Source organism: Burkholderia sp. LK4 (assembly GCF_001043615.1).
In the GTDB taxonomy this organism is placed as follows: Bacteria; Pseudomonadota; Gammaproteobacteria; order Burkholderiales; family Burkholderiaceae; genus Burkholderia; species Burkholderia cepacia.
The window spans coordinates 1-19,208 of record NZ_LDUL01000066.1; the positions used below are offsets into that span (position 1 = coordinate 1).

Below are 19,208 nucleotides of genomic sequence, written 5' to 3' on the forward strand. Positions count from 1 at the left end.
AGGCGATCCGGCAAGGCGATCCGGAATCTGACCCTTAAAATTATCCGTCGACCGATCGGGATAGCCCGATCGGGGCGTTCGTCGACCGCACGGGCCTGCCCGGGCCCGCCGCGCGCACGGTCGGTGGGGCCGTTCGCGGCGTTGTCACGGACAGATGGCTGCGCAGTGCTACAATACGCCCCTTTCCGCCGGCATTCGCGCCGAACGGAGTCCGCACGGCCTGGCGTCCAGCGTTCATATTGAACCGGTCCCAAGCGCCAGAGCGGCGCCGCGCGGCGCGCCGCGGCTCCGTCTAATTCCGAATTGTGATGAGCGCAGGCCCGGCTGGCCTGACGCACGATGTCCCCGCCGCGCCTTTTGAGCGAAACGCCACCATGTCCGATTCTGTCGCCAAGCCCGTCGACGCAACCTTCGATCAATTCGGCCTTGCCGCCGATATCCTGAAAGCCATTGCGGAGCAGGGTTATACGACGCCGACGCCGATCCAGGCGCAGGCCATTCCGGTCGTGCTCGCCGGCCGCGACGTCATGGGCGCCGCGCAAACGGGTACCGGCAAGACCGCGAGTTTCTCGCTGCCGATCATCCAGCGGCTGCTGCCGCAGGCCAACACGAGCGCGTCGCCGGCGCGCCACCCGGTGCGCGCGCTGATCCTCACGCCGACCCGCGAACTCGCCGACCAGGTCGCCGCGAACGTGCACGCGTATGCGAAGCACACGCCGCTGCGCAGCGCGGTCGTGTTCGGCGGCGTCGACATGAACCCGCAGATGGCCGAACTGCGCCGCGGCGTCGAGATCCTGATCGCGACGCCGGGCCGCCTGCTCGACCACGTGCAGCAGAAGACGGCGAATCTCGGCCAGGTGCAGATCCTCGTGCTCGACGAAGCCGACCGGATGCTCGACATGGGCTTCCTGCCCGATCTGCAGCGCATCCTGAACCTGCTGCCGAAGGAACGTCAGACGCTGCTGTTCTCGGCCACCTTCTCGCCGGAAATCAAGAAGCTCGCGTCGACCTACCTGCGCAACCCGCAGACGATCGAAGTCGCGCGCAGCAATTCGACGAACGCGAACGTCACGCAGATCGTCTACGACGTCGCCGAAGGCGACAAGCAGGCGGCCGTCGTGCAGTTGTTGCGCGATCGCGGGCTCAAGCAGGTGATCGTGTTCTGCAACAGCAAGATCGGCGCGAGCCGGCTGGCGCGCAATCTCGAGCGCGACGGCGTGGTCGCGTCGGCGATCCACGGCGACAAGACGCAGATCGAGCGGATGCAGGCACTCGACGCGTTCAAGCGCGGCGAGATCGAGGCGCTGGTCGCGACCGACGTGGCCGCGCGCGGCCTCGACATCGCCGAACTGCCCGCCGTGATCAACTTCGACCTGCCGTTCAGCGCGGAAGACTACGTGCACCGGATCGGCCGTACCGGCCGCGCGGGTGCGACGGGCGACGCGCTGTCGCTGTGCAGCCCGAACGAGCGCAAGCAGCTTGCCGATATCGAGAAGCTGATCAAGCGTCCGCTCGAGATGCAGACGCTCACGCTCGACAAGCCGGCGCGCCATCGTCACGACGAGCGCGGCAACGACCGCGGCGGCGATCGCAACAGCGAGCGCGGCGGCGAACGCGGCGGCGAACGGGGCGGCCGTCGCGAACGCGACGAACATCGCGGTGCGTCGGGACGCCGCCCGGGCGGCTCCGAGCGCGGTCATCACCGTCGCCACGAAGCGCCGGTCGACGATTTCTTCCTGAAGCCGTACGAGCCCTCGGCGCCCGCGAAGCAGCGGGACGACGCGCAGCCTGCGCAGCAGCCCGAGAAGAAGGGGCCGAAGCGTCAGGTCGCCGCGCTGCTCGGCGGGTTCGGGATGCCGCGCAAGCCGTCGGCGTAAGCCTGGCGGACATGACGGTGCGGCGCGCGAGCGCTGTGGGAAAAGCGGGTGCATGCGATGAGCATGTGCCCGTTTTTCATTGGGGGCGCGGTTCGATGGTGGAGCGGAAGAGGGCGCTTGGCGCCGGCGGCGAGCGATGCAAGCGGCACCCGGCGGCCGCGCGATTGGCGCGAAACCGGCGCGAAACCGGCGCGAAATCGGCGCGAAATCGGCGCGAAATCGGCGCGAAACCGCGCGTCACCCGGCCTGCGGCCCGAAGCGTGTCGCCCACGCGGCCGTTGCGGCTGCGTAGAACGCATCGAGAGTCGTGGCCGCGAGCGCGCCGGCCGGCGCGAGGCCCAGATGCGCGGCCGCAGCCTGCAGTGCCGGCAGCGGATCGTCGCGTTCGAGCGCGGTCGCGCCCGTCTGCTTGCTGAGCTTTTCGCCGTTCGCGTCGACCACGACGGGCACGTGCAGGTATCGCGGGGTCGGCACGCCGAGGCAGTGCTGCAGGTAGATCTGGCGCGCGGTCGAGTCGAGCAGGTCGGCGCCCCGCACGACGTGCGTGATGCCTGCATCGGCATCGTCGACGACGACGGCGAGCTGATACGCCCATTGCCCGTCCGCGCGTTTCAGCACGAAATCGCCGACTTCGGTCGCGAGGTTCTGCGTTTGCGTGTGCTGCCAGCGATCGTCGAACGTGACGATCGCGGCAGCGCCGTCCGGCACGCGCACCCGCCACGCGCGCGCGGGCTTGCCGTGCAGGCCGGTGCGACAGGTGCCCGGATAGGCGAGCGTCGTGTGGCGCTCGTGCGCGGCGCGCAGCGAGTCGGCGATTTCCTTGCGCGTGCAGCCGCACGGATAGACGAGCCCGGCCGAGACGAGCCGTTCGAGCGCGGCCGTATAGGCCGCGTCCCGCGTACTTTGCCAGACGGGCGGCTCGTCGGGCGTCATGCCGAAATGCGCGAGCGTCGCGAGGATGTCGTCGGCCGCGCCGGGTACCGTGCGCGGGCCGTCGAGATCCTCGATGCGCACGAGCCACGCGCCGCCGTGCGCGCGCGCGTCGAGCCAGCTCGCGAGCGCGCCGACCAGCGAGCCGAAGTGCAGCGGGCCGGTGGGCGACGGCGCGAAACGGCCGCGATAGGCGCTCATCGGGGCGCGGGGCGGCGCGCGGTCAGGCTGCGCTGGCTGCCGGTGCGCAGGCCGGGCACGACTGGCCGGGCACGTAGCTCGGCAACTGTTGCGCTTCCGGCGTGACGACCGCGCGGCACGCGAAGCACGTGACGTTCCCGGTGGGCTGGAGTTGCGGGTTCAGCGCGGTGCGGTAATCGAACACGAAGCAGTCGCCGTGGTAGTGCGCGCCGCCGACTTCCTCGAAGTATTTCAGGATTCCGCCTTCGAGCTGGTACACGTTCTCGATGCCGATTTCCTTCATGTGGATCGCGGCCTTCTCGCAGCGGATGCCGCCCGTGCAGAACGACACGACCGTCTTGCCTTCGAGGTCGGCGCGGTTCGCGTCGATCACTTCAGGGAATTCGCTGAACTTGTCGATCCGGTAGTCGAGTGCGTCGTCGAACGTGCCGACGTCGACTTCGAATGCGTTGCGCGTGTCGAGCATCACGACCGGGCGGCCCGTGTCGTCGTGGCCGCGGTCGAGCCACGTCTTCAGCGTGCGTGCGTCGACGAACGGCGCGCGGCCGAGTTCCGGCTTGATCGCCGGCTTCTTCATCGTGATGATCTCGCGCTTCAGGCGCACGAGCATCCGGCGGAACGGCTGCGAATCGGACAGGCTTTCCTTGAACTGCAGCGACGCGAACTTGCCCTCGAACAGCGGATCGTGGCGGATGTACGCGATGAATGCGTCGGTGGCGTCACGCGTGCCGGCGATGAACAGGTTGATGCCTTCCGGCGCGAGCAGGATCGTGCCGCGCAGGCCGAGTTCGTTGCAGCGGGCGGTGACGAGCGGGCGCCATTGCTCGGTCGCGTCGAGCGACACGAAGTGGTAGGCGGCGAGGTTGACGATGGTCATGATGGTCCGACGGGAAAACGGCCGCACGGCGGCCCGCAAAAAAGGGTGCGAAGCCGGGGCGTTGATTCGAAAAACCGTATTATCCCGCAAACGGCGCGGGCATCGGTACCTGGCCGGTCGGCCAACCGCGCGACGCGTCGCCGCGCGTATCGGCCGAACGGCCAAAGCGGGCATTTTTTGGGCAGCCTGCGCGGCGGGGCGGCTACAATAGCGCCCATGTCAGATCCCCGCTTCGTCCATCTTCGCGTTCACTCCGAATTCTCGATTGCCGACGGCATCGTGCGCATTGACGACATCGTCAAGGCGGCGGCCGCGGACGGTCAGGGCGCGCTCGCGCTCACCGATCTCGGCAACGCATTCGGCCTCGTCCGTTTCTACCAGGAAGCCCGCGGCAAGGGCATCAAGCCGATCGCCGGCTGCGACGTCTGGATCGCCAATCCCGACGACCGCGACAAGCCGTCGCGGCTGCTGCTGCTCGTCAAGGACAAGGTCGGCTACCTGAATCTCTGCGAGCTGCTGTCGAAGGCGTGGCTCACGAACCAGTACCGCGGCCGTGCGGAACTCGACGCGAGCTGGCTCGACGGCGAGCTCGCGCAGGGGCTCCTCGCGCTGTCGGGTGCGCAACAGGGCGATATCGGGCTCGCGTTTGCCGCGGGCAACGAAGAAGCCGCGCGCCGTCACGCCGAGCGCTGGGCGAAGGTGTTCCCGGGCGGCTTCTACATCGAGCTGCAGCGTTACGGCCAGCCGGGCGCCGAGGCGTACATCCAGCAGGCCGCGACGCTCGCCGCGGCGCTGAAGCTGCCGGTCGTCGCGACGCACCCGACGCAGTTCATGACCGACGACGATTTCACCGCGCACGAAGCGCGCGTGTGTATCTCGGAAGGCGACATCCTCGCGAATCCGCGGCGCCAGAAGCGTTTCACGACCGACCAGTATTTCCGCACGCAGGACGACATGGTCGCGCTGTTCGCCGACCTGCCGTCGGCGATCGCGAACACGGTCGAGATCGCGAAGCGCTGCAACCTGAAGCTCGAGCTCGGCAAGCCGAAGCTGCCGCTGTTCCCGACGCCGGACGGCATGTCGCTCGACGACTACCTCGTCCAGCTGTCGAAGGAAGGGCTCGAGACGCGTCTCGCGCAGCTGTATCCGGCCGAAGCCGAGCGCGACGCGCAGCGCGACACGTACTACAAGCGCCTCGAATTCGAGTGCGGGACCATCACGAAGATGGGCTTTCCCGGCTACTTCCTGATCGTCGCGGACTTCATCAACTGGGCGAAGAGCAACGGCGTGCCGGTCGGCCCGGGCCGCGGCTCGGGCGCCGGTTCGCTGGTCGCGTACGCGCTCGGCATTACCGATCTCGACCCGCTGCGCTACAACCTGCTGTTCGAGCGTTTCCTGAACCCGGAACGCGTGTCGATGCCCGACTTCGACATCGACTTCTGCCAGCACGGCCGCGATCGCGTGATCCAGTACGTGAAGGAAAAATACGGCGCGGACGCCGTGTCGCAGATCGCCACCTTCGGCACCATGGCCGCGAAGGCGGCCGTGCGCGACATCGGCCGCGTGCTCGACCTCGGCTACATGTTCACCGACGGTATCGCGAAGCTGATCCCGTTCAAGCCGGGCAAGCATGTGACGATCGCCGACGCGATGAAGGAGGAGCCGCAGCTTCAGGAGCGCTACGACCACGAGGACGAAGTGCACCAGCTGCTCGACCTCGCGCAGCGCGTCGAGGGCCTCACGCGTAACGTCGGGATGCACGCGGGCGGCGTGCTGATCGCGCCCGGCAAGCTGACCGATTTCTGCCCGTTGTACACGCAGGGCGACGACGGCGGTGTGGTCAGCCAGTACGACAAGGACGACGTCGAAGCCGTCGGCCTCGTGAAGTTCGACTTTCTGGGTCTCACGACGCTGACGATCCTCGACTGGGCCGAGCGCTACATCCGCCGCCTCGATCCGTCGAAGGCCGACTGGTCGCTCGCACAGGTGCCGCTCGACGATCCCGCCTCGTTCCAGATCCTGAAGAAGGCCAACACGGTCGCCGTGTTCCAGCTGGAAAGCCGCGGGATGCAGGGCATGCTGAAGGATGCGCAGCCCGACCGTTTCGAGGACATCATCGCGCTCGTGTCGTTGTACCGTCCGGGCCCGATGGACCTGATCCCGAGCTTCTGCGCACGGAAGCACGGCCGCGAGAAGGTCGACTATCCGGATCCGCGCGTCGAACCCGTCCTGAAAGAGACCTACGGCATTATGGTCTATCAGGAGCAGGTGATGCAGATGGCGCAGATCATCGGCGGCTACTCGCTCGGCGGCGCGGACTTGCTGCGTCGCGCGATGGGCAAGAAGAAGCCCGAGGAGATGGCCAAGCATCGCGAGATCTTCGCCGAGGGTGCGGCGAAGAACGGCCTCACGCGCGAGAAGTCCGACGAGATCTTCGACTTGATGGAGAAGTTCGCGGGCTACGGCTTCAACAAGTCGCACGCGGCTGCCTACGCACTGCTCGCGTATCACACCGCGTGGCTGAAGGCCCACCATCCGGCCGAATTCATGGCGGCCAACATGACGCTCGCGATGGACGACACCGACAAGGTGAAGATCCTGTTCGACGATTGCATCGTGAACAACCTCGCCGTGCTGCCGCCCGACATCAACCAGTCGCATTACCGCTTCGAGCCGGTCGCGGAAGCCGACGGCAAGCGCTCGCGCACGATCCGCTACGGCCTCGGCGCGGTGAAGGGCAGCGGCCAGAACGCGATCGAGGAAATCCTGCGCGCCCGCGAGGAAAAGGCATTCACCGACCTGTTCGACTTCTGCGAGCGGATCGACCGGCGCGTCGTCAACCGCCGCACGGTCGAGGCGCTGATCCGCGCCGGCGCATTCGATTCGCTGAATCCGAACCGTGCCCAGCTGATCGCGTCGGTACCGCTGGCGATGGAAGCGGCCGACCAGGCCGAGGCGAATGCGATGCAGGCCGGCCTGTTCGACATGGGCGCCGAATCGCCACACGCGCATGCGCTCGTCGACGAGCCCGCGTGGGACGACAAGCGCCGCCTGCAGGAAGAAAAGGGCGCGCTCGGCTTCTACCTGTCCGGCCACCTGTTCGACGCGTATCGCGATGAGGTGCGCCGCTTCGTGCGGCAGAAGGTCGGCGACCTGAAGGAAGGGCGCGACAAGCTCGTGGCCGGCATCATCGCTTCGCTGCGCACGCAGATGACCCAGCGCGGCAAGATGCTGATCGCGCTGCTTGACGACGGCTCGGGCCAGTGCGAGATCACGATCTTCAACGAGCAGTTCGAGGCGAACAAGGCGCTGTTCAAGGAAGACGAACTGCTGATCGTGCAGGGGCAGGCGCGTAACGATGCGTTCACGGGCGGCATCCGCTTCACGGCCGACACGGTGATGGATCTCGAACGCGCGCGCAGCCGTTATGCGCAGGCCGTGCGGCTGACGATGAACGGCAACGCCGACGCGGCCGCGCTGCGCCGTGTGCTCGAGCCGCACGTGTCGAAGGACGATCCCGCGGCCACGGCTGCGGTCGAGGCGCCTGCGCCGCGCGGCGGCGGGCGCGACGGCGGCCGCCGCCCGCAGGCGCCGCTGCCGAACGGGCTCGCGGTGCAGGTTCACTACAGCAACGCGCGGGCGCAAGGCGAAATGCGCCTCGGCGACGCATGGCGCGTGAAGCCGAGCGACGTGCTGCTCGCGGAGCTGCGTGCGGCGTTCGACGGCAGCGTCGTCGAAATCACGTACTGACCGCGCTTCAGCCGACGGCTGTCGCGCCACGCGGCCCGCCGCATCGCCATCGTGCGGTGCGGCGGGCCGTTTTGCATGTTCACGCAAGCGGGTCTTGGGCTGGCCATCCGGACGCTATACAATCCGGCGCTGGCCGCACGAACGCGGCGCCGATCGCCGCTCGTCCGGCAGGTGGCGCCGGTATCGCGCGCATGAACGGGGGCGGATCCGTGCGGCGAGCGGCGACATGCGACAAGGCCGTCTGGAGCCGGATGCCTGGAAATGGCCCGTCGCGACAACAATGAACTGACAGTCACCACATGACCATGGCCAATGGGAACCCGCCGCAGCGGATCCTCGTGATCCGGATCGATTTTTTGGGCGACATGCTGTGCACGACGGCGTTTCTCGGTGCGCTGAAGGAGCGCTGGCCCGGCGCGGAACTGCATGTGGTCGCGAACCGCTACAACGCGGCCGCGCTGGCCGGAAACCCGGACGTGGACATGATCCACACCTACGTGTACAGCCGCCAATGCGAACGCAACGACCGTCCCGGGCGGATGCGTGCATTCTTCGACCGGTTGCGGCTCGTGCGTCGCCTGCGCCGCTTGCGGTTCGACCTCGTGGTCGTGCCGAACGGCGGCATGCATCGCAGCAGCATGCAGTTCGCGCGCCAGATCGGCGCGAAGGATTGCCGCTGGCACGATGCCGAGACCGAATTCGACGATCGCAAGCCCGAGCATGTCGCGCAGCGGCCGATGTGCCACGAAGCACTGTCGGGTTTCCGGCTCGTGCCCGAGCTCGGCCGCGCCGATCTCGACCGGATCGAGTTGTCGGTCCATCCCGACCGCGCGCTGCAGGACGCGTGGCATCGGCTGCTCGGCGCGCGCACGAAGCCGCGGGTCGGGCTGTTCGTGACGAACAAGGCGGCCGAGCGCCGCTGGCCCGCGGACCGTTGGCACGACCTCGCCGAGCGGCTTGCGCCGAGCGTCGATGTGATCGTGTTTCGCGACCCGGCCGTGGGTCACGCGCCCGAGGACGACTCGTGGCGCGACGTGAACGCCCGCCATGTCGCGCCTTCGTCGGTCGCCGATCTCGTGGCGGCCGCGAGCCTGCTCGATGCGATCGTCTCGGCCGACAGCGCCCCCGTGCACCTCGCGTCGGCGCTCGGCGTGCCCGTCGCCGCGCTGTTCGAGGATCGTCCCGAGAAATACCTGCGCTGGCACCCGCTCGGTGTGCCGCACGTGATCCTGCGCGCCGGCGCGACCGTCGACGCGATCGGTGTCGACGCGGTCGAGCGCGCGGTGCGTCATCTGCTGCCGCAGGCCACTGATCGCGACGAACCGCTGGCCGACGCAGCCTGCCCGCGGCCGGCTGCCGTTGTCGCGACGCCGGTGATCTTGGCAGCTTCTTAGCGCCACTGGCGCCACGGCGTTACAAGCCCCGCGTGCGGCACCGGCACCGGCACCGGCACCGGCACCGGCACCGGCACCGACACCGACACCGACACCGACACCGACACCGACACCGACACCGACACCGACACCGACACCGGCGCGCGGCGCGCGGCGCGCGGTGCGCCTGCCGGGCATCCCTCCATGAGCGGGGCCGTATCAGGGCAGCCGCACGGCCGATTCGCCAGGCCGCGCCGGCTGCTGCAAAATCCTGTACATTGCCAGCCTTGTTCAGCCAGCCGGATACCCGAATCGCCGTGGCCCTGTTTTCTTCCGCCCGCCCGCCCAGAACCATCCTCGTGGCCGCGCCGCGCCGTATCGGCGACGTGCTGCTGACGACGCCGCTCGTCCGTTCGCTGAAGGCCCGCTGGCCGGATGCGCAGATCGACATGCTGGTGTTTCGCGGCACCGAAGGCGTGCTCGAGCACAATCCGGACGTGCGGCGCGTGATCGTCGTCGCGCAGCGCGCGGGCTTCCGCGAGCGGTTGCGCGACGCGCTGTCGATGTGGCGCCGCTACGATCTTGCGTGCGCGGCGCTGAGCTCCGACCGGCCGCGCTTCTACAGCTGGTTCGCGGGCCGCAAGCGGGTGGGCCTCGTCGATCCGAACCGCGTGACGTGGCTCACGCGGATGATGCTGAACGGCATCGCGATCAATCATCACGAATCCGCGCATACGGTCGTCAGCACGCTGGCACTCGCGCCGGTGATCGGCATCGAGCCGGTGTCCGAGGTCGTCGCACCCGGCATCGGCGACGATCCGGCACGGCGTGCGCGTTTCGACGCGTGGCTCGCCGAGTCACCCGCGATCCGCGCCGGCAAGCCGCTGGTTGTCCTGCATCCGTATCCGATGTTCCGTTACAAGCAGTGGCGGCTCGACGGCTGGGTCGAGATGATCGGCTGGCTGCGCGAGCACGGCTACGCGGTCGCGCTGTCGGGCGGCCCGGCCGACAGCGAGCGCGAGTATGCGGAGCAGGTCGCGGCCGAGGCGGGCGGCGACGTGCTGAACCTGGTCGGACGCCTGACGTTCGGCGAAAGTGCCGAACTCGTCCGGCGCGCGCGGCTCTTCATCGGGCCCGATACCGGCGCGACGCACGTCGCGGCCGCGACCGGCACCGACACGATCGCGCTGTTCGGTCCGTCCGACCCGGTGCGCTGGGGCCCGTGGCCGCAGCACTGGCCGGCGACCGAGAATCCGTGGCCGCTGCGCGGCTCGGGGCGACACGGGAACGTGTGGCTGCTGCAGGGGGAGGGCGATTGCGTGCCGTGCCGGCACGAGGGCTGCGAGCGCAAGGTCGACAGCCGCAGCGACTGCCTCGTCAATCTCGGTGCGCAGCGCGTGAAGGCCGCAGCGGCCGAGATGCTGGGGCTGAATCCGCCGGGCCCGGCCGCGGTCACCGTCGATACGTCACGGCTGCATCGCGCCGGCTCCGACTGACGCGCGGGCGGCGCGCGCCTTGCTTTTTTTCGTTCTGGATAGCCTGCTTCGCGACGGGCCGCGCTGAACGCGTACAGCCCGGTCGCTTCGACGGCGGGCGCCGCCGCCGCCGAAGTCGGTCGGCAGCACGGCGCAGTCCGCCGCGCGTCAAGCGTTACGCGCTGCGCCGGATCGCCGACGTCTCGCGCGGCAGCGCCTCGCCGCGCTCGCCGCAGCCGAGCAGGATACCGGCCAGCAGCACGATCAGGTGCCCTTCGGCGAAATCGAGCAGCAACGAATTCGCGAGACTGCCGATCGCGAAGATCGCGAGCCAGGCGAGCAGCAGATGCCGCGAGCGCGGGTCGAGCGCGCGGCTGCCGCGTGCGATCTGCACGATCAGGTTGATGAACAGCAGCAGGCCGAGCGTCCCGAGCTGCACGGACATCAGCAGGTATTCGTTGTGCGGGTTCGACGTCAGCTGGCCCTCGGCGGCCGTCTTGCCGGCCGTGAGTTTCTCGAATTCGGATTCGAGGCCGCCCGCACCATAGCCGATCACCGGGCGCTGGCGATACAGTTCGAAGCCCTTCTTGTACCACTCGAGGCGCAGCCCGGTCGACGTCGCCGCATCGCTCTGCCGATACTGCTGCACTTCCGACACGACCTTGATGAGCCGGCCGTTGTGAACCGTGCAAGCCGCTACCACCAGCGCGATGCCGGCCAGGACGAACACCCCGGCGACGAGCCCTGCGCGCAGCGCCGACCGGCGGCGCAGCAACAGCACGAAACGCACCGCGACGACGAGGATCAGCAGCAGCGCGATGACTTGCCCGGTGCGGCCCTGCAGCATCACGAAGACGTTCACCAGCGACCACGCGGCGATGGCGGCGCAAGCGACACGCGACAGCGTCGTGCGCGCCGACAGCGCGAGATCGGCGGCCTGGTAGAACAGCAGCGCGCCGAACATGCCGGCTGCGATGTGGTTCTTGAACACCCATGCGCGCGACAGCGGCAGCTGGGTCGCATGCGCGGGCCCGATCGCGGTCAGCCCGAGGTAGTTGGTCGTCGACAGCAGCAGGATGACGCACAGCGTGGCGAACCAGCAGCGCTGCACGATCGGCGCCCAGTTCGAATGGCGGAACGCGAGCACGGCAAAAGGCAGCAGCAGCAGCTTGTCGTATTTGGCGACCCAGTTCCACGCCTTGGCGTGCGGCGCAACCGTATAAGTGACGCTGACGGCCAGCGCGGCGAGGATCAGCAGTGCCGCGAGCGAAGCCTGGTCGGTGACGAACGAGCGAAGGTCACGCCAGAATTCGGGGGAGATGACGAGCGCGGCGGCGAACAGCCCGCAGAAGACGTTGGTCAGCGCGGTCGAGACCGGCACCATGCAGAGCGCGGCAACGGCGAAGGCGCGGGCGGCGGTCAGGCGCCGCGTGGCGGGAGCGGAAAACGAAAGCATCGGAACCTGTCGAATGGACGAATGCGGCTTGCGGGCATCGTGCTGCGCGCCGCGCGCCCCGGCGGGAGAGCCGGGACGAACGGCGCAGAGTATACGCGAAGCAGGGGGCGTTTCCGCGCTGTTTTCGGGGCCCGATCAGCTGAGCGCGCGCTTGATCCGCGAGCGCAGCAGCGCGCGCTTCAGGCGTCCTTCGATGGCCGGCGTGTCGAGCGCGACGCGCGTGCCGGCCGGTTCGCCGCGATGCAGGTAGTAGCGGTCGAACGTCGCCTGGGTCATGCCCCATTTGTTGAGGAACTGGCGGCGGCCGTCGTTCTTGACGATCTTGCCCGTGCTTTTCTGCTGGAAGTGGTAGACGAGGCTGTCGCCGGCACCGATGAAGATCCGGCAGCCGGCATCCCAGAATTTCATCGAGAAATCGTTGTCGCTGCTCATGCCGGGCGACAGTTCGCTGCTGTAGCCGCCGATCCGGTTCCACCAGTCGCGGTGCACGAGCGTCGGCGGCCAGGTCGAGCCGAGCCAGTCCGCGCGCGCGAGCTTCGGCGCCGCCGCGACGAGGCCCGCCGCATCGAAATGCTCGGCGTCGCGGCCGAAATTGCTGACCACGACGCACGGGTTGCGCGTGTCGACCGGCTCGATCATCGTGCCCGACAGCATGAACAGGTCGGTCGGCATCTGTTCGATGCGGCGCACGAGCGCCGTGTCCCAGCCGGGGCAGCAGAACATGTCGTCGTTCATGTAGACGACGTAGTCGCGGGTCGCGCGTGCGGCGGCCCAGTTCACCGCGTGGCAGATGCCGATGTTGGTCGGCGACGCGGTGTGTTCGATGCCTTCGCTGCGCACCCAGTCGAGCGTGCCGTCGGAGCCGTCGTTCACGTGGACGATGATCTGGTGGTCGTACGCGGAGTGGCGGCGCAGGCTGTCGACGACGAGCTTGAGGTACGGCAGGTTGTTCCAGGTCGGAATGATGATGGAGAACATGGCGGTCGGATTCGGTGGTCGTCGTGGCGGGCGGCGCGCGGCGCCGCCAGTCGGGCGAGCGGGCACGCGCGGCGCGGGCAGCCCGGCATTGTAACGCCGCGCCGGTCGCGTGCCGGGCGGGCGCTCAGCGCGCCCGTTCGTGGCCGAGCTTCAGGAACCGGTAATACACGGTTTCCGCGTTGAACACGGCGATCATGAAGCCGGCGCGGCCGTCGAGGAAGCCGCGCCGCAGCACGTAGGTGCGCACGAACGCCCAGGCGCCGCGCGCGAGCGCCTTGCCGAAGCCGCCGCGCTGGCCGGCCGCGCGGCGCTGGCGCGCGCCGGCCGTCGAATATGCGTCGAGCTTGCGCACGACGGTTTCGAAATCCTCGTACGAGTAGTGCATCAGCTTGCCGGACAGGCGCTGCGCCGCGCCGTCGAACACGAGGCGCTCGTGCACGAGATCGTCCGAGAAGCGCGCGCAGCCGCGCCGGAACAGGCGCGGCACCCAGTCCGGATACCAGCCGCTGTGATGGATCCACTGGCCGCAGAAGCTCGACAGCCGGTCGACCGCATAGACCTGCGCGTTCGGTGCGCGGATCGTGTCGCGGATCGACTGCGCGAGTTCAGGAGTGACGACTTCGTCGGTATCGAGGGACAGGATCCAGTCGGTGTCGAGCGCGTCGAGCGCGCGGTTCTTCTGCGGGCCGAAGCCCGGCCAGTCGCGCTCGACGATCACGCGCGCGCCGTGCGCCTGCGCGATCGCGACCGTATCGTCGGTGCTGCCGCCGTCGATGACGACGACGTCGTCGGCGAACGACAGCGCGGCAAGGCACTGCGCAAGCCGCGCGGACGCATTGAGGGCGATGAGGGCGACGCCGAGGGAGGGTTCAGCCATGAAATCGTCGGAAAGGCGGAGAAAACGGTGAGCGGCAGTATACCCGCGGGCCGGCCGCCGGCCGCTTCGGCCCCGCGTCGGCCCCGCTTCGGCCCCGCGTCGGCCATGACCGTGCCCGCCGGGGCGGTGCGGCTATAATGTTGAGCCCTTTTCGGCACCCGCCCGACAGGGCGACATCCCGGGCGGCCATGCCCGGGCGCCGCTTCGCGGCTCAAGAAGGATTGCCTTGGAAACCCAGAACACTCTTCGCAAACCGATGGACGGCACGGGCACCTCGCCCGTGACGGTCCTCAAGCGCCTGTGGCCGTACATCCGGCCGCTGATCGGCATCGTGGTGCTCGCCGTGATGACGATGGGCGTCGTCGCGGCCACCGAGGCCGGTATCCCGGCGCTGCTCAAGCCGCTCCTCGACCACGGCTTCGGCGCGCACGGCAGCGACCGTGCGAAATGGTACGTGCCGATCGCGGTGATCGGCCTCGCGCTCGTGCGCGGGGTGTCCCAGTACACGTCGAATTACCTGCTCAACTACGTATCGAACCGCATCCTGCTGCAACTGCGGCTCGAGATGTTCCAGCGGATGATCCATACCGGCGCGTCGTTCTTCCAGCGCGAAACCGCGAGCACGGTGATCAACGCGATCGTGTTCGAGGTCAACCAGATCCTGTCGGTGCTGACGGGCGTGATGGTCACGCTGGTGCGCGATTCGCTGACGGTGATCTTCCTGCTCGGCTACCTGTTCTACCTGAACTGGCGGCTCACGCTGATCGTCGCGGTGATCCTGCCGGGCATCGGCTGGCTCGTCAGCAAGATCAACCGCCGCCTGCGCCGCCTGAACCGCGAGCACCAGACGCTGACCAACGAGCTGTCGTACATCGTCGAGGAGACGGTCGGCGGCTACAAGGTCGTCAAGGTGCACAACGGCGAGGCGTACGAGATCGACCGCTTCACGCAGATGAGCAAGCGCCTGCGCGGCTACGCGATGCGCATGACGGTTTCCGGTGGCCTCGCTCAGCCGCTCACGCAGTTCCTCGCGTCGATCGCGCTCGCGGTCGTGATCACGATCGCGGTCGTGCAGTCGTCGAACGACCAGACGACGGTCGGCGGCTTCGTCGCGTTCGTCACGTCGATGCTGCTGGTGATCTCGCCGCTCAAGCACCTGATCGACGTCAACCAGCCGCTGCAGCGCGGGATGACGGCCGCCGAGCTGATCTTCGGGCTGATCGACGAGCCGGCCGAGCCGCAGGGCGGCGGCCGGCTGTTGCCGCATGCGCGCGGCGAGATCGAGTTCCGCAACGTGTCGTTCGACTACGGCGCGACCGAGCGGCCGACGCTCGACCGCATCTCGTTCAAGGTCGCGCCGGGTGAAATGATTGCGCTCGCGGGCCCGTCCGGCAGCGGCAAGACGACGCTCGTGAACCTGCTGCCGCGCTTCTTCGACCCGACCGACGGCGCGATCCTGGTCGACGGCGTGCCGGTGGCCGACTACGACCTCCACGCGCTGCGCGGCCAGATGGCGATGGTCAGCCAGGACGTCGTGCTGTTCAACGACACGATCGCCGCGAACGTCGCGTACGGGCAGACGCCCGACCGCGCGCGCGTGCAGGCCGCGCTCGAGGCCGCGAACCTCGCCGATGCGGTCGCCGCGATGCCCGACGGGCTCGACACGCTCGTCGGCGGCAACGGGATGCGGCTGTCCGGCGGCCAGCGCCAGCGGCTCGCGATCGCGCGTGCGATCTACAAGGACGCGCCGATCCTGATTCTCGACGAAGCGACCTCGGCGCTCGACTCGGAATCGGAGCGCCACGTGCAGGCCGCGCTCGAGCGGCTGATGGAAGGCCGCACGACGCTCGTGATCGCGCACCGGCTGTCGACGATCGAGCGCGCGGACCGCATCCTCGTGCTCGAGGCCGGCAAGATCGTCGAAGAGGGCAGCCACGACGAATTGCTGCGCCACGGCGGCCTCTACGCGCACCTGCACCGGATCCAGTACCAGCAGCAGGCGGCGTAACGCGCGGTTACGTAGCCGCGCGATACCGTGTGCTAGTCTTCATCGGGCAGTTCGAGTGGTTTCGTTCGACGTGACGACACGGAGGGAACGCACGATGAAGAAGATGCACGGAATGATGCTGGCCGCGGTGATCGCGGCGGGTTTCGCCGCACCGGCCGCGATGGCGCAGGACCACGACAACCACCACGACCAGGGCGGCCACGGCATGCAGCACGGCCACGGCCCGAAACATATGCCGCCCGGCCAGATGCGTCATGACGACGACGTGCCGCCGCGCTGGGCCGACCAGCCGCGCCGCGAATGGCACAAGGGCGACCGGCTTCCTCCCGAGTTCCGCGATCGCCAGTACGTGATCGACGACTGGCGCGGCTATCACCTGAGCCCGCCGCCGCGCGGCTATCAATGGGTCGGCGTCGGCGGGGATCACCTGCTGGTGCAGATCGGTTCCGGCATCGTGCTGCGGATCGGCGACTGACCCGGCCGATCGTCCGGCCCGTATCGCGACGCCGCGATGCGCGCCGGGCAGCCGGCCCGCCGCGTCACTTTGCCGCTGCGTGGCGGAACCAGCGGCGCTCGATTCTCGACATCACCCAGCACACGCCCAGCGCACACACGGTGCCGAGCGTCACTTCACCGAGCCGCATCAGCGGAACATCCCACAGCGGGCCGTTGCCCGGAAACAGCAGCACGATCGTCGCGGTTACGCCGCCGAGCCGTGCCGCGCTGCCGACGTTCAGGCACCAGCAGCAGACGATCACGACCGCGACGGTAATCGCATATGCGACGAGGCGGTCGCCGCCGAGTGCCGCGCCGGCGAAGCCGAGCACGCCGCCGACCATCGCGCCGACGAACTGGTCGCGCGACAGCGACATCGTGTCCGAGTAGTTGTGCTGCGTGACGGCGATCGCGGTGATCGCCGCCCACACGGCCTGCTCGGTGTGCATCGCGCGGCCGATCACGTAGGCGAGGCACGCGCTGCACACGGCCTGCAGCGCCATCAGCCCGCCTTGCGCGAGCCGTTCGCTGAACGACAGCCCCTTGAACAGATCGAAGATCGACTGCTGGATCTGCTGGCGGGCTTCGTTGAGTGTCCTGATCGTATCCATCATGCGTTAGCCAAGAAGCGGGTAGCGGCGGCGCGCGGGCGTCAGTGCGCCTGTTCGGGCGATGCGGCGGCCGGTTCGTCGGCCGCCGCGTCGCCGTTCTCGACGCGCGTTTCGGGCATCACGAGCCAGACCAGCAGCACGGCCAGCGCACCGGCGCCCGCGAGCCCGAAGAAGCTGACGGCATTCCCGAAATGATCGGCGACGTAGCCGGCAGCCGCGGTGCTGAGCGTCGCGCCGATCCCGGCCGCGAGCCCGAACAGCCCGATGCACAGGTTGTAGCGGCCCTTGCCGCCCGCGACGTCGGCCGCGATCAGCGGCAGCATCACGCCGAACACGGCGGCGCTGATGCCGTCGAGCATCTGCACCGGCACCAGCAGGTACGGGCTGCTCACGCCCGCGAACAACAGCGCGCGCACCGGCAGCGCGGAGAAGCCGAGCAGCAGGATCGGCCGGCGCCCCCAGCGCTGCGCGGAGCGGCCGACCCACGGCGACAGCATCGCGACGATCGCCTGCGGCACGATGATGCACGCGGCGATCACGAGCTGCACGTTCTCGCCCATCCCGGCCGTGACTTCACCGGCCGCGAGGTTCAGCATCGCCGCGTTCGACAGGTGGAACAGCACGACGCACGCCGCGAAGATCAGCATCCGGCGGTCGCGCAGCAGTTCGAGCAGTGTCTCGCGTTCGCCGGCTTCGTCGTGGTCGCCGTGATCGTCGGGCTTCGACGATTGCGGGATCACTTCGTGTGTCGGCTGGATCATCGCGAGTGCGAACAGCGCGGGCAGCGCCAGCACGGCGGTCAGCCAGAACACCGCACGCGCGGAGAAGTATTCGCCGGTGAGCCCCATCAGGCCCGCCGCGACCGCGCTGCCGATCGATGCCCAGCGCGCGTTGCGGCCGAGCCGGTCGCCGAGGTCGGCACGGCCGACGAGCGAGAACGAGATCGCGGCCATCGCCGGCACGAGCATGCAGCTCGCGAAACCGTGGAACACCTCGGCGGCGATCACCGGCACGATCGTCGGGCTCGACGCGAGCAGCACCGCGGACAGGATGATGGCCGCGATCGCCCACGCGGCCGCGCCTTTCTTGTTCTTCAGCGCATCGACGGCGGCGCCGCCCGGCACCTGGCTGACCATCGCGCTGATCGTGCCGATCGACAGCACCATGCCGATCTCGCCCTGCGTCCACTTGTGCGACGCGAGGTAGGACGCGATGAACGGACCGAACCCGGTTTGAACGTTTGCAACGAAGAAGTTGAGCCAGTCGAGGGACCGGAGACTGCGTACGCTGACGGAATGCTTGATCGTCATCGGGTCGTACTCGCAGACGAAGCCGGTGCCGGGGCAACGGGCGGGTAGACCGCGACGATCGGCTTGTCGGCCGCGTAGGGCGGCGCCGCCTTGATCTGTGCGTCGTTCAGGTCGAGCTGCGGACGCAGCGCCTTGTCGCGCGTGACGAAGCGCAGCGCGCCCCAGCTCGCGGCGATCGAACGGCGGTCGGTATTGACGAGCCCGCCGAGGTCGAGCACGACAGCCTGCGGCTGCGACGCGCGGTCGATCAACACGTCGACGACGCGGCCGATCTTCGTGCCGTTCGGGCGCTCGACGTCGCTGTCGAGCAATGGCAGGCGCGTCGCGGGCGAGGCCGCGGCCGAACCCGACAGCGGCACGGCCTTGGGCCGCGCGGCAGGCGGCAGGTCGCCCGACGGCACGTCGAGCACGATCGGCTCCTGTTTGCCGCCCGGCGTGAAGCGGAACACGTTCCACGGGAAGATGACCTTGCGGTCGCCGACGCCCATGAAGCCCTGCAGGTTGACGACCATCTCGCGCGGCTTGCCGCTCGCGTCGGTCACCATGTCGACCGCGCGACCGATCACCTTGCCGTTGCGGCGCGCGACTTCGCTGTCGAGCAGCGCATGGATCTGCGTGCGGTCGAGCGGGCGCGTCGCGACGATCGGCGCGGGCGGAGGCGGCGGTGGTGTCGGCGATTCGGGGCGTTGCACGGGCTTGGGCCGCGTGACTTCGCGGTGCGGCTTTTTCGGCGCTTCCGGCCCTTCCGGCTGCGTCGGCGCCGGCACGGGCGGCATCGTCAGCGGTTCGCCGGCGGTTTCCTGGACGGGCTCGACGAGCGCCTCGCTGATCGGCGCGGGCGGATTCTGGACCGGCAGCAGCCCGCAGCCGGACAGCAGCGCGGCGGCGGCGAGAATCAGGAAGACCGTCGACGACGGCAACGACTTGCGGGATGCGGGAAACGGAAGTCCGCCGCTCATTGACACTCACTCCATGGGTCGGGGGCGGCCC

Annotated in this window: 15 protein-coding genes; 6 read left to right on the forward strand and 9 right to left on the reverse strand. The window is 68.8% G+C overall.

Going from position 1 to position 19,208, the window contains the following annotated elements:
• Positions 1-308 precede the first annotated feature (308 nt).
• Positions 309-1,877, forward strand: coding sequence for a DEAD/DEAH box helicase (locus tag VK92_RS29695; protein WP_082160953.1), 1,569 nt, complete (start codon positions 309-311; stop codon positions 1,875-1,877).
• Between the two features lie 237 nt (positions 1,878-2,114).
• On the opposite strand, the gene gluQRS is transcribed toward VK92_RS29695, so the two are convergent.
• Both gluQRS and VK92_RS29705 read right to left on the reverse strand, forming a co-directional pair.
• Positions 2,115-3,008, reverse strand: a complete 894-nt coding sequence (gene gluQRS, locus VK92_RS29700; RefSeq protein WP_048026813.1) for a tRNA glutamyl-Q(34) synthetase GluQRS — start codon at positions 3,006-3,008, stop codon at positions 2,115-2,117.
• Positions 3,009-3,030: 22 nt separating this feature from the next.
• A complete protein-coding gene (locus VK92_RS29705; RefSeq protein ID WP_048026812.1) occupies positions 3,031-3,885 on the reverse strand; it encodes a sulfurtransferase in 855 nt (284 codons plus the stop codon).
• A 216-nt stretch (positions 3,886-4,101) separates the two neighbouring features.
• On the opposite strand from VK92_RS29705, the gene dnaE reads away from it, so the two are divergent.
• Together dnaE and VK92_RS29715 are read left to right on the forward strand one after the other, a co-directional pair.
• Complete coding sequence (gene dnaE / locus VK92_RS29710; RefSeq protein WP_048026811.1) at positions 4,102-7,635, forward strand: DNA polymerase III subunit alpha; 3,534 nt, start codon at positions 4,102-4,104, stop codon at positions 7,633-7,635.
• A gap of 305 nt (positions 7,636-7,940) precedes the next feature.
• On the forward strand, positions 7,941-9,029 hold the full coding sequence (locus VK92_RS29715) for a glycosyltransferase family 9 protein (RefSeq protein ID WP_048026810.1): 1,089 nt from the start codon (positions 7,941-7,943) through the stop codon (positions 9,027-9,029).
• Here VK92_RS29715 and VK92_RS42615 read toward each other — a convergent pair.
• A complete protein-coding gene (locus VK92_RS42615; protein WP_048028619.1) occupies positions 9,026-9,214 on the reverse strand; it encodes a hypothetical protein in 189 nt (62 codons plus the stop codon). The genes VK92_RS29715 and VK92_RS42615 overlap by 4 nt on opposite strands.
• A gap of 111 nt (positions 9,215-9,325) precedes the next feature.
• On the opposite strand from VK92_RS42615, the gene VK92_RS29725 reads away from it, so the two are divergent.
• The gene (locus tag VK92_RS29725; RefSeq protein WP_048020449.1) at positions 9,326-10,504 is read left to right on the forward strand and encodes a glycosyltransferase family 9 protein; all 1,179 of its coding nucleotides are present in this window, start codon (positions 9,326-9,328) and stop codon (positions 10,502-10,504) included.
• A 154-nt stretch (positions 10,505-10,658) separates the two neighbouring features.
• Here the strand turns inward: VK92_RS29725 and VK92_RS29730 are convergent, their stop codons facing one another.
• The 3 genes from VK92_RS29730 to VK92_RS29740 all read right to left on the reverse strand — a co-directional run bounded on the left by VK92_RS29730 (position 10,659) and on the right by VK92_RS29740 (position 13,794).
• Positions 10,659-11,939, reverse strand: a complete 1,281-nt coding sequence (locus tag VK92_RS29730; RefSeq protein WP_021161082.1) for an O-antigen ligase family protein — start codon at positions 11,937-11,939, stop codon at positions 10,659-10,661.
• A 135-nt stretch (positions 11,940-12,074) separates the two neighbouring features.
• Positions 12,075-12,917 (reverse strand): glycosyltransferase family 2 protein, encoded by an 843-nt coding sequence (locus VK92_RS29735; RefSeq protein ID WP_048020451.1) that lies wholly within the window; start codon positions 12,915-12,917, stop codon positions 12,075-12,077.
• 124 nt (positions 12,918-13,041) lie between these two features.
• Positions 13,042-13,794, reverse strand: coding sequence for a glycosyltransferase family 2 protein (locus VK92_RS29740; protein ID WP_048020453.1), 753 nt, complete (start codon positions 13,792-13,794; stop codon positions 13,042-13,044).
• Positions 13,795-14,050: 256 nt separating this feature from the next.
• Here VK92_RS29740 and msbA point away from each other — a divergent pair, with 256 nt between their 5' ends.
• Positions 14,051-15,802: a lipid A export permease/ATP-binding protein MsbA gene (gene msbA, locus VK92_RS29745; protein WP_034195746.1), complete on the forward strand. Its 1,752-nt coding sequence runs from the start codon at positions 14,051-14,053 to the stop codon at positions 15,800-15,802.
• Between the two features lie 94 nt (positions 15,803-15,896).
• A complete protein-coding gene (locus VK92_RS29750) occupies positions 15,897-16,277 on the forward strand; it encodes an RcnB family protein (protein WP_021161087.1) in 381 nt (126 codons plus the stop codon).
• Between the two features lie 64 nt (positions 16,278-16,341).
• Here the strand turns inward: VK92_RS29750 and VK92_RS29755 are convergent, their stop codons facing one another.
• From VK92_RS29755 to VK92_RS29765, 3 genes are read right to left on the reverse strand one after another with little or no spacing between them, the layout of a single operon-like run.
• The gene (locus VK92_RS29755; protein WP_021161088.1) at positions 16,342-16,908 is read right to left on the reverse strand and encodes an FUSC family protein; all 567 of its coding nucleotides are present in this window, start codon (positions 16,906-16,908) and stop codon (positions 16,342-16,344) included.
• Between the two features lie 41 nt (positions 16,909-16,949).
• Positions 16,950-18,218 (reverse strand): MFS transporter, encoded by a 1,269-nt coding sequence (locus tag VK92_RS29760; protein ID WP_021161089.1) that lies wholly within the window; start codon positions 18,216-18,218, stop codon positions 16,950-16,952.
• Positions 18,215-19,177 (reverse strand): PRC-barrel domain-containing protein, encoded by a 963-nt coding sequence (locus tag VK92_RS29765; protein ID WP_021161090.1) that lies wholly within the window; start codon positions 19,175-19,177, stop codon positions 18,215-18,217. Before VK92_RS29765 ends, VK92_RS29760 begins: the two co-directional genes overlap by 4 nt.
• Positions 19,178-19,208 lie beyond the last annotated feature (31 nt).

What these genes read in the sequence shown, in the direction of transcription:
- VK92_RS29715 (WP_048026810.1), top strand. Translation starts at nt 7,941, where the DNA reads ATGGCCAATGGGAACCCGCCGCAGCGGATCCTCGTGATCCGGATCGAT.
- VK92_RS29705 (WP_048026812.1), bottom strand. Translation starts at nt 3,885, where the DNA reads ATGACCATCGTCAACCTCGCCGCCTACCACTTCGTGTCGCTCGACGCG.
- VK92_RS29760 (WP_021161089.1), bottom strand. Translation starts at nt 18,218, where the DNA reads ATGACGATCAAGCATTCCGTCAGCGTACGCAGTCTCCGGTCCCTCGAC.
- gluQRS (WP_048026813.1), bottom strand. Translation starts at nt 3,008, where the DNA reads ATGAGCGCCTATCGCGGCCGTTTCGCGCCGTCGCCCACCGGCCCGCTG.
- VK92_RS29765 (WP_021161090.1), bottom strand. Translation starts at nt 19,177, where the DNA reads ATGAGCGGCGGACTTCCGTTTCCCGCATCCCGCAAGTCGTTGCCGTCG.
- VK92_RS29750 (WP_021161087.1), top strand. Translation starts at nt 15,897, where the DNA reads ATGAAGAAGATGCACGGAATGATGCTGGCCGCGGTGATCGCGGCGGGT.
- VK92_RS29740 (WP_048020453.1), bottom strand. Translation starts at nt 13,794, where the DNA reads ATGGCTGAACCCTCCCTCGGCGTCGCCCTCATCGCCCTCAATGCGTCC.
- dnaE (WP_048026811.1), top strand. Translation starts at nt 4,102, where the DNA reads ATGTCAGATCCCCGCTTCGTCCATCTTCGCGTTCACTCCGAATTCTCG.
- VK92_RS29730 (WP_021161082.1), bottom strand. Translation starts at nt 11,939, where the DNA reads ATGCTTTCGTTTTCCGCTCCCGCCACGCGGCGCCTGACCGCCGCCCGC.
- VK92_RS42615 (WP_048028619.1), bottom strand. Translation starts at nt 9,214, where the DNA reads ATGGAGGGATGCCCGGCAGGCGCACCGCGCGCCGCGCGCCGCGCGCCG.
- VK92_RS29735 (WP_048020451.1), bottom strand. Translation starts at nt 12,917, where the DNA reads ATGTTCTCCATCATCATTCCGACCTGGAACAACCTGCCGTACCTCAAG.
- VK92_RS29755 (WP_021161088.1), bottom strand. Translation starts at nt 16,908, where the DNA reads ATGGATACGATCAGGACACTCAACGAAGCCCGCCAGCAGATCCAGCAG.
- msbA (WP_034195746.1), top strand. Translation starts at nt 14,051, where the DNA reads ATGGACGGCACGGGCACCTCGCCCGTGACGGTCCTCAAGCGCCTGTGG.
- VK92_RS29695 (WP_082160953.1), top strand. Translation starts at nt 309, where the DNA reads ATGAGCGCAGGCCCGGCTGGCCTGACGCACGATGTCCCCGCCGCGCCT.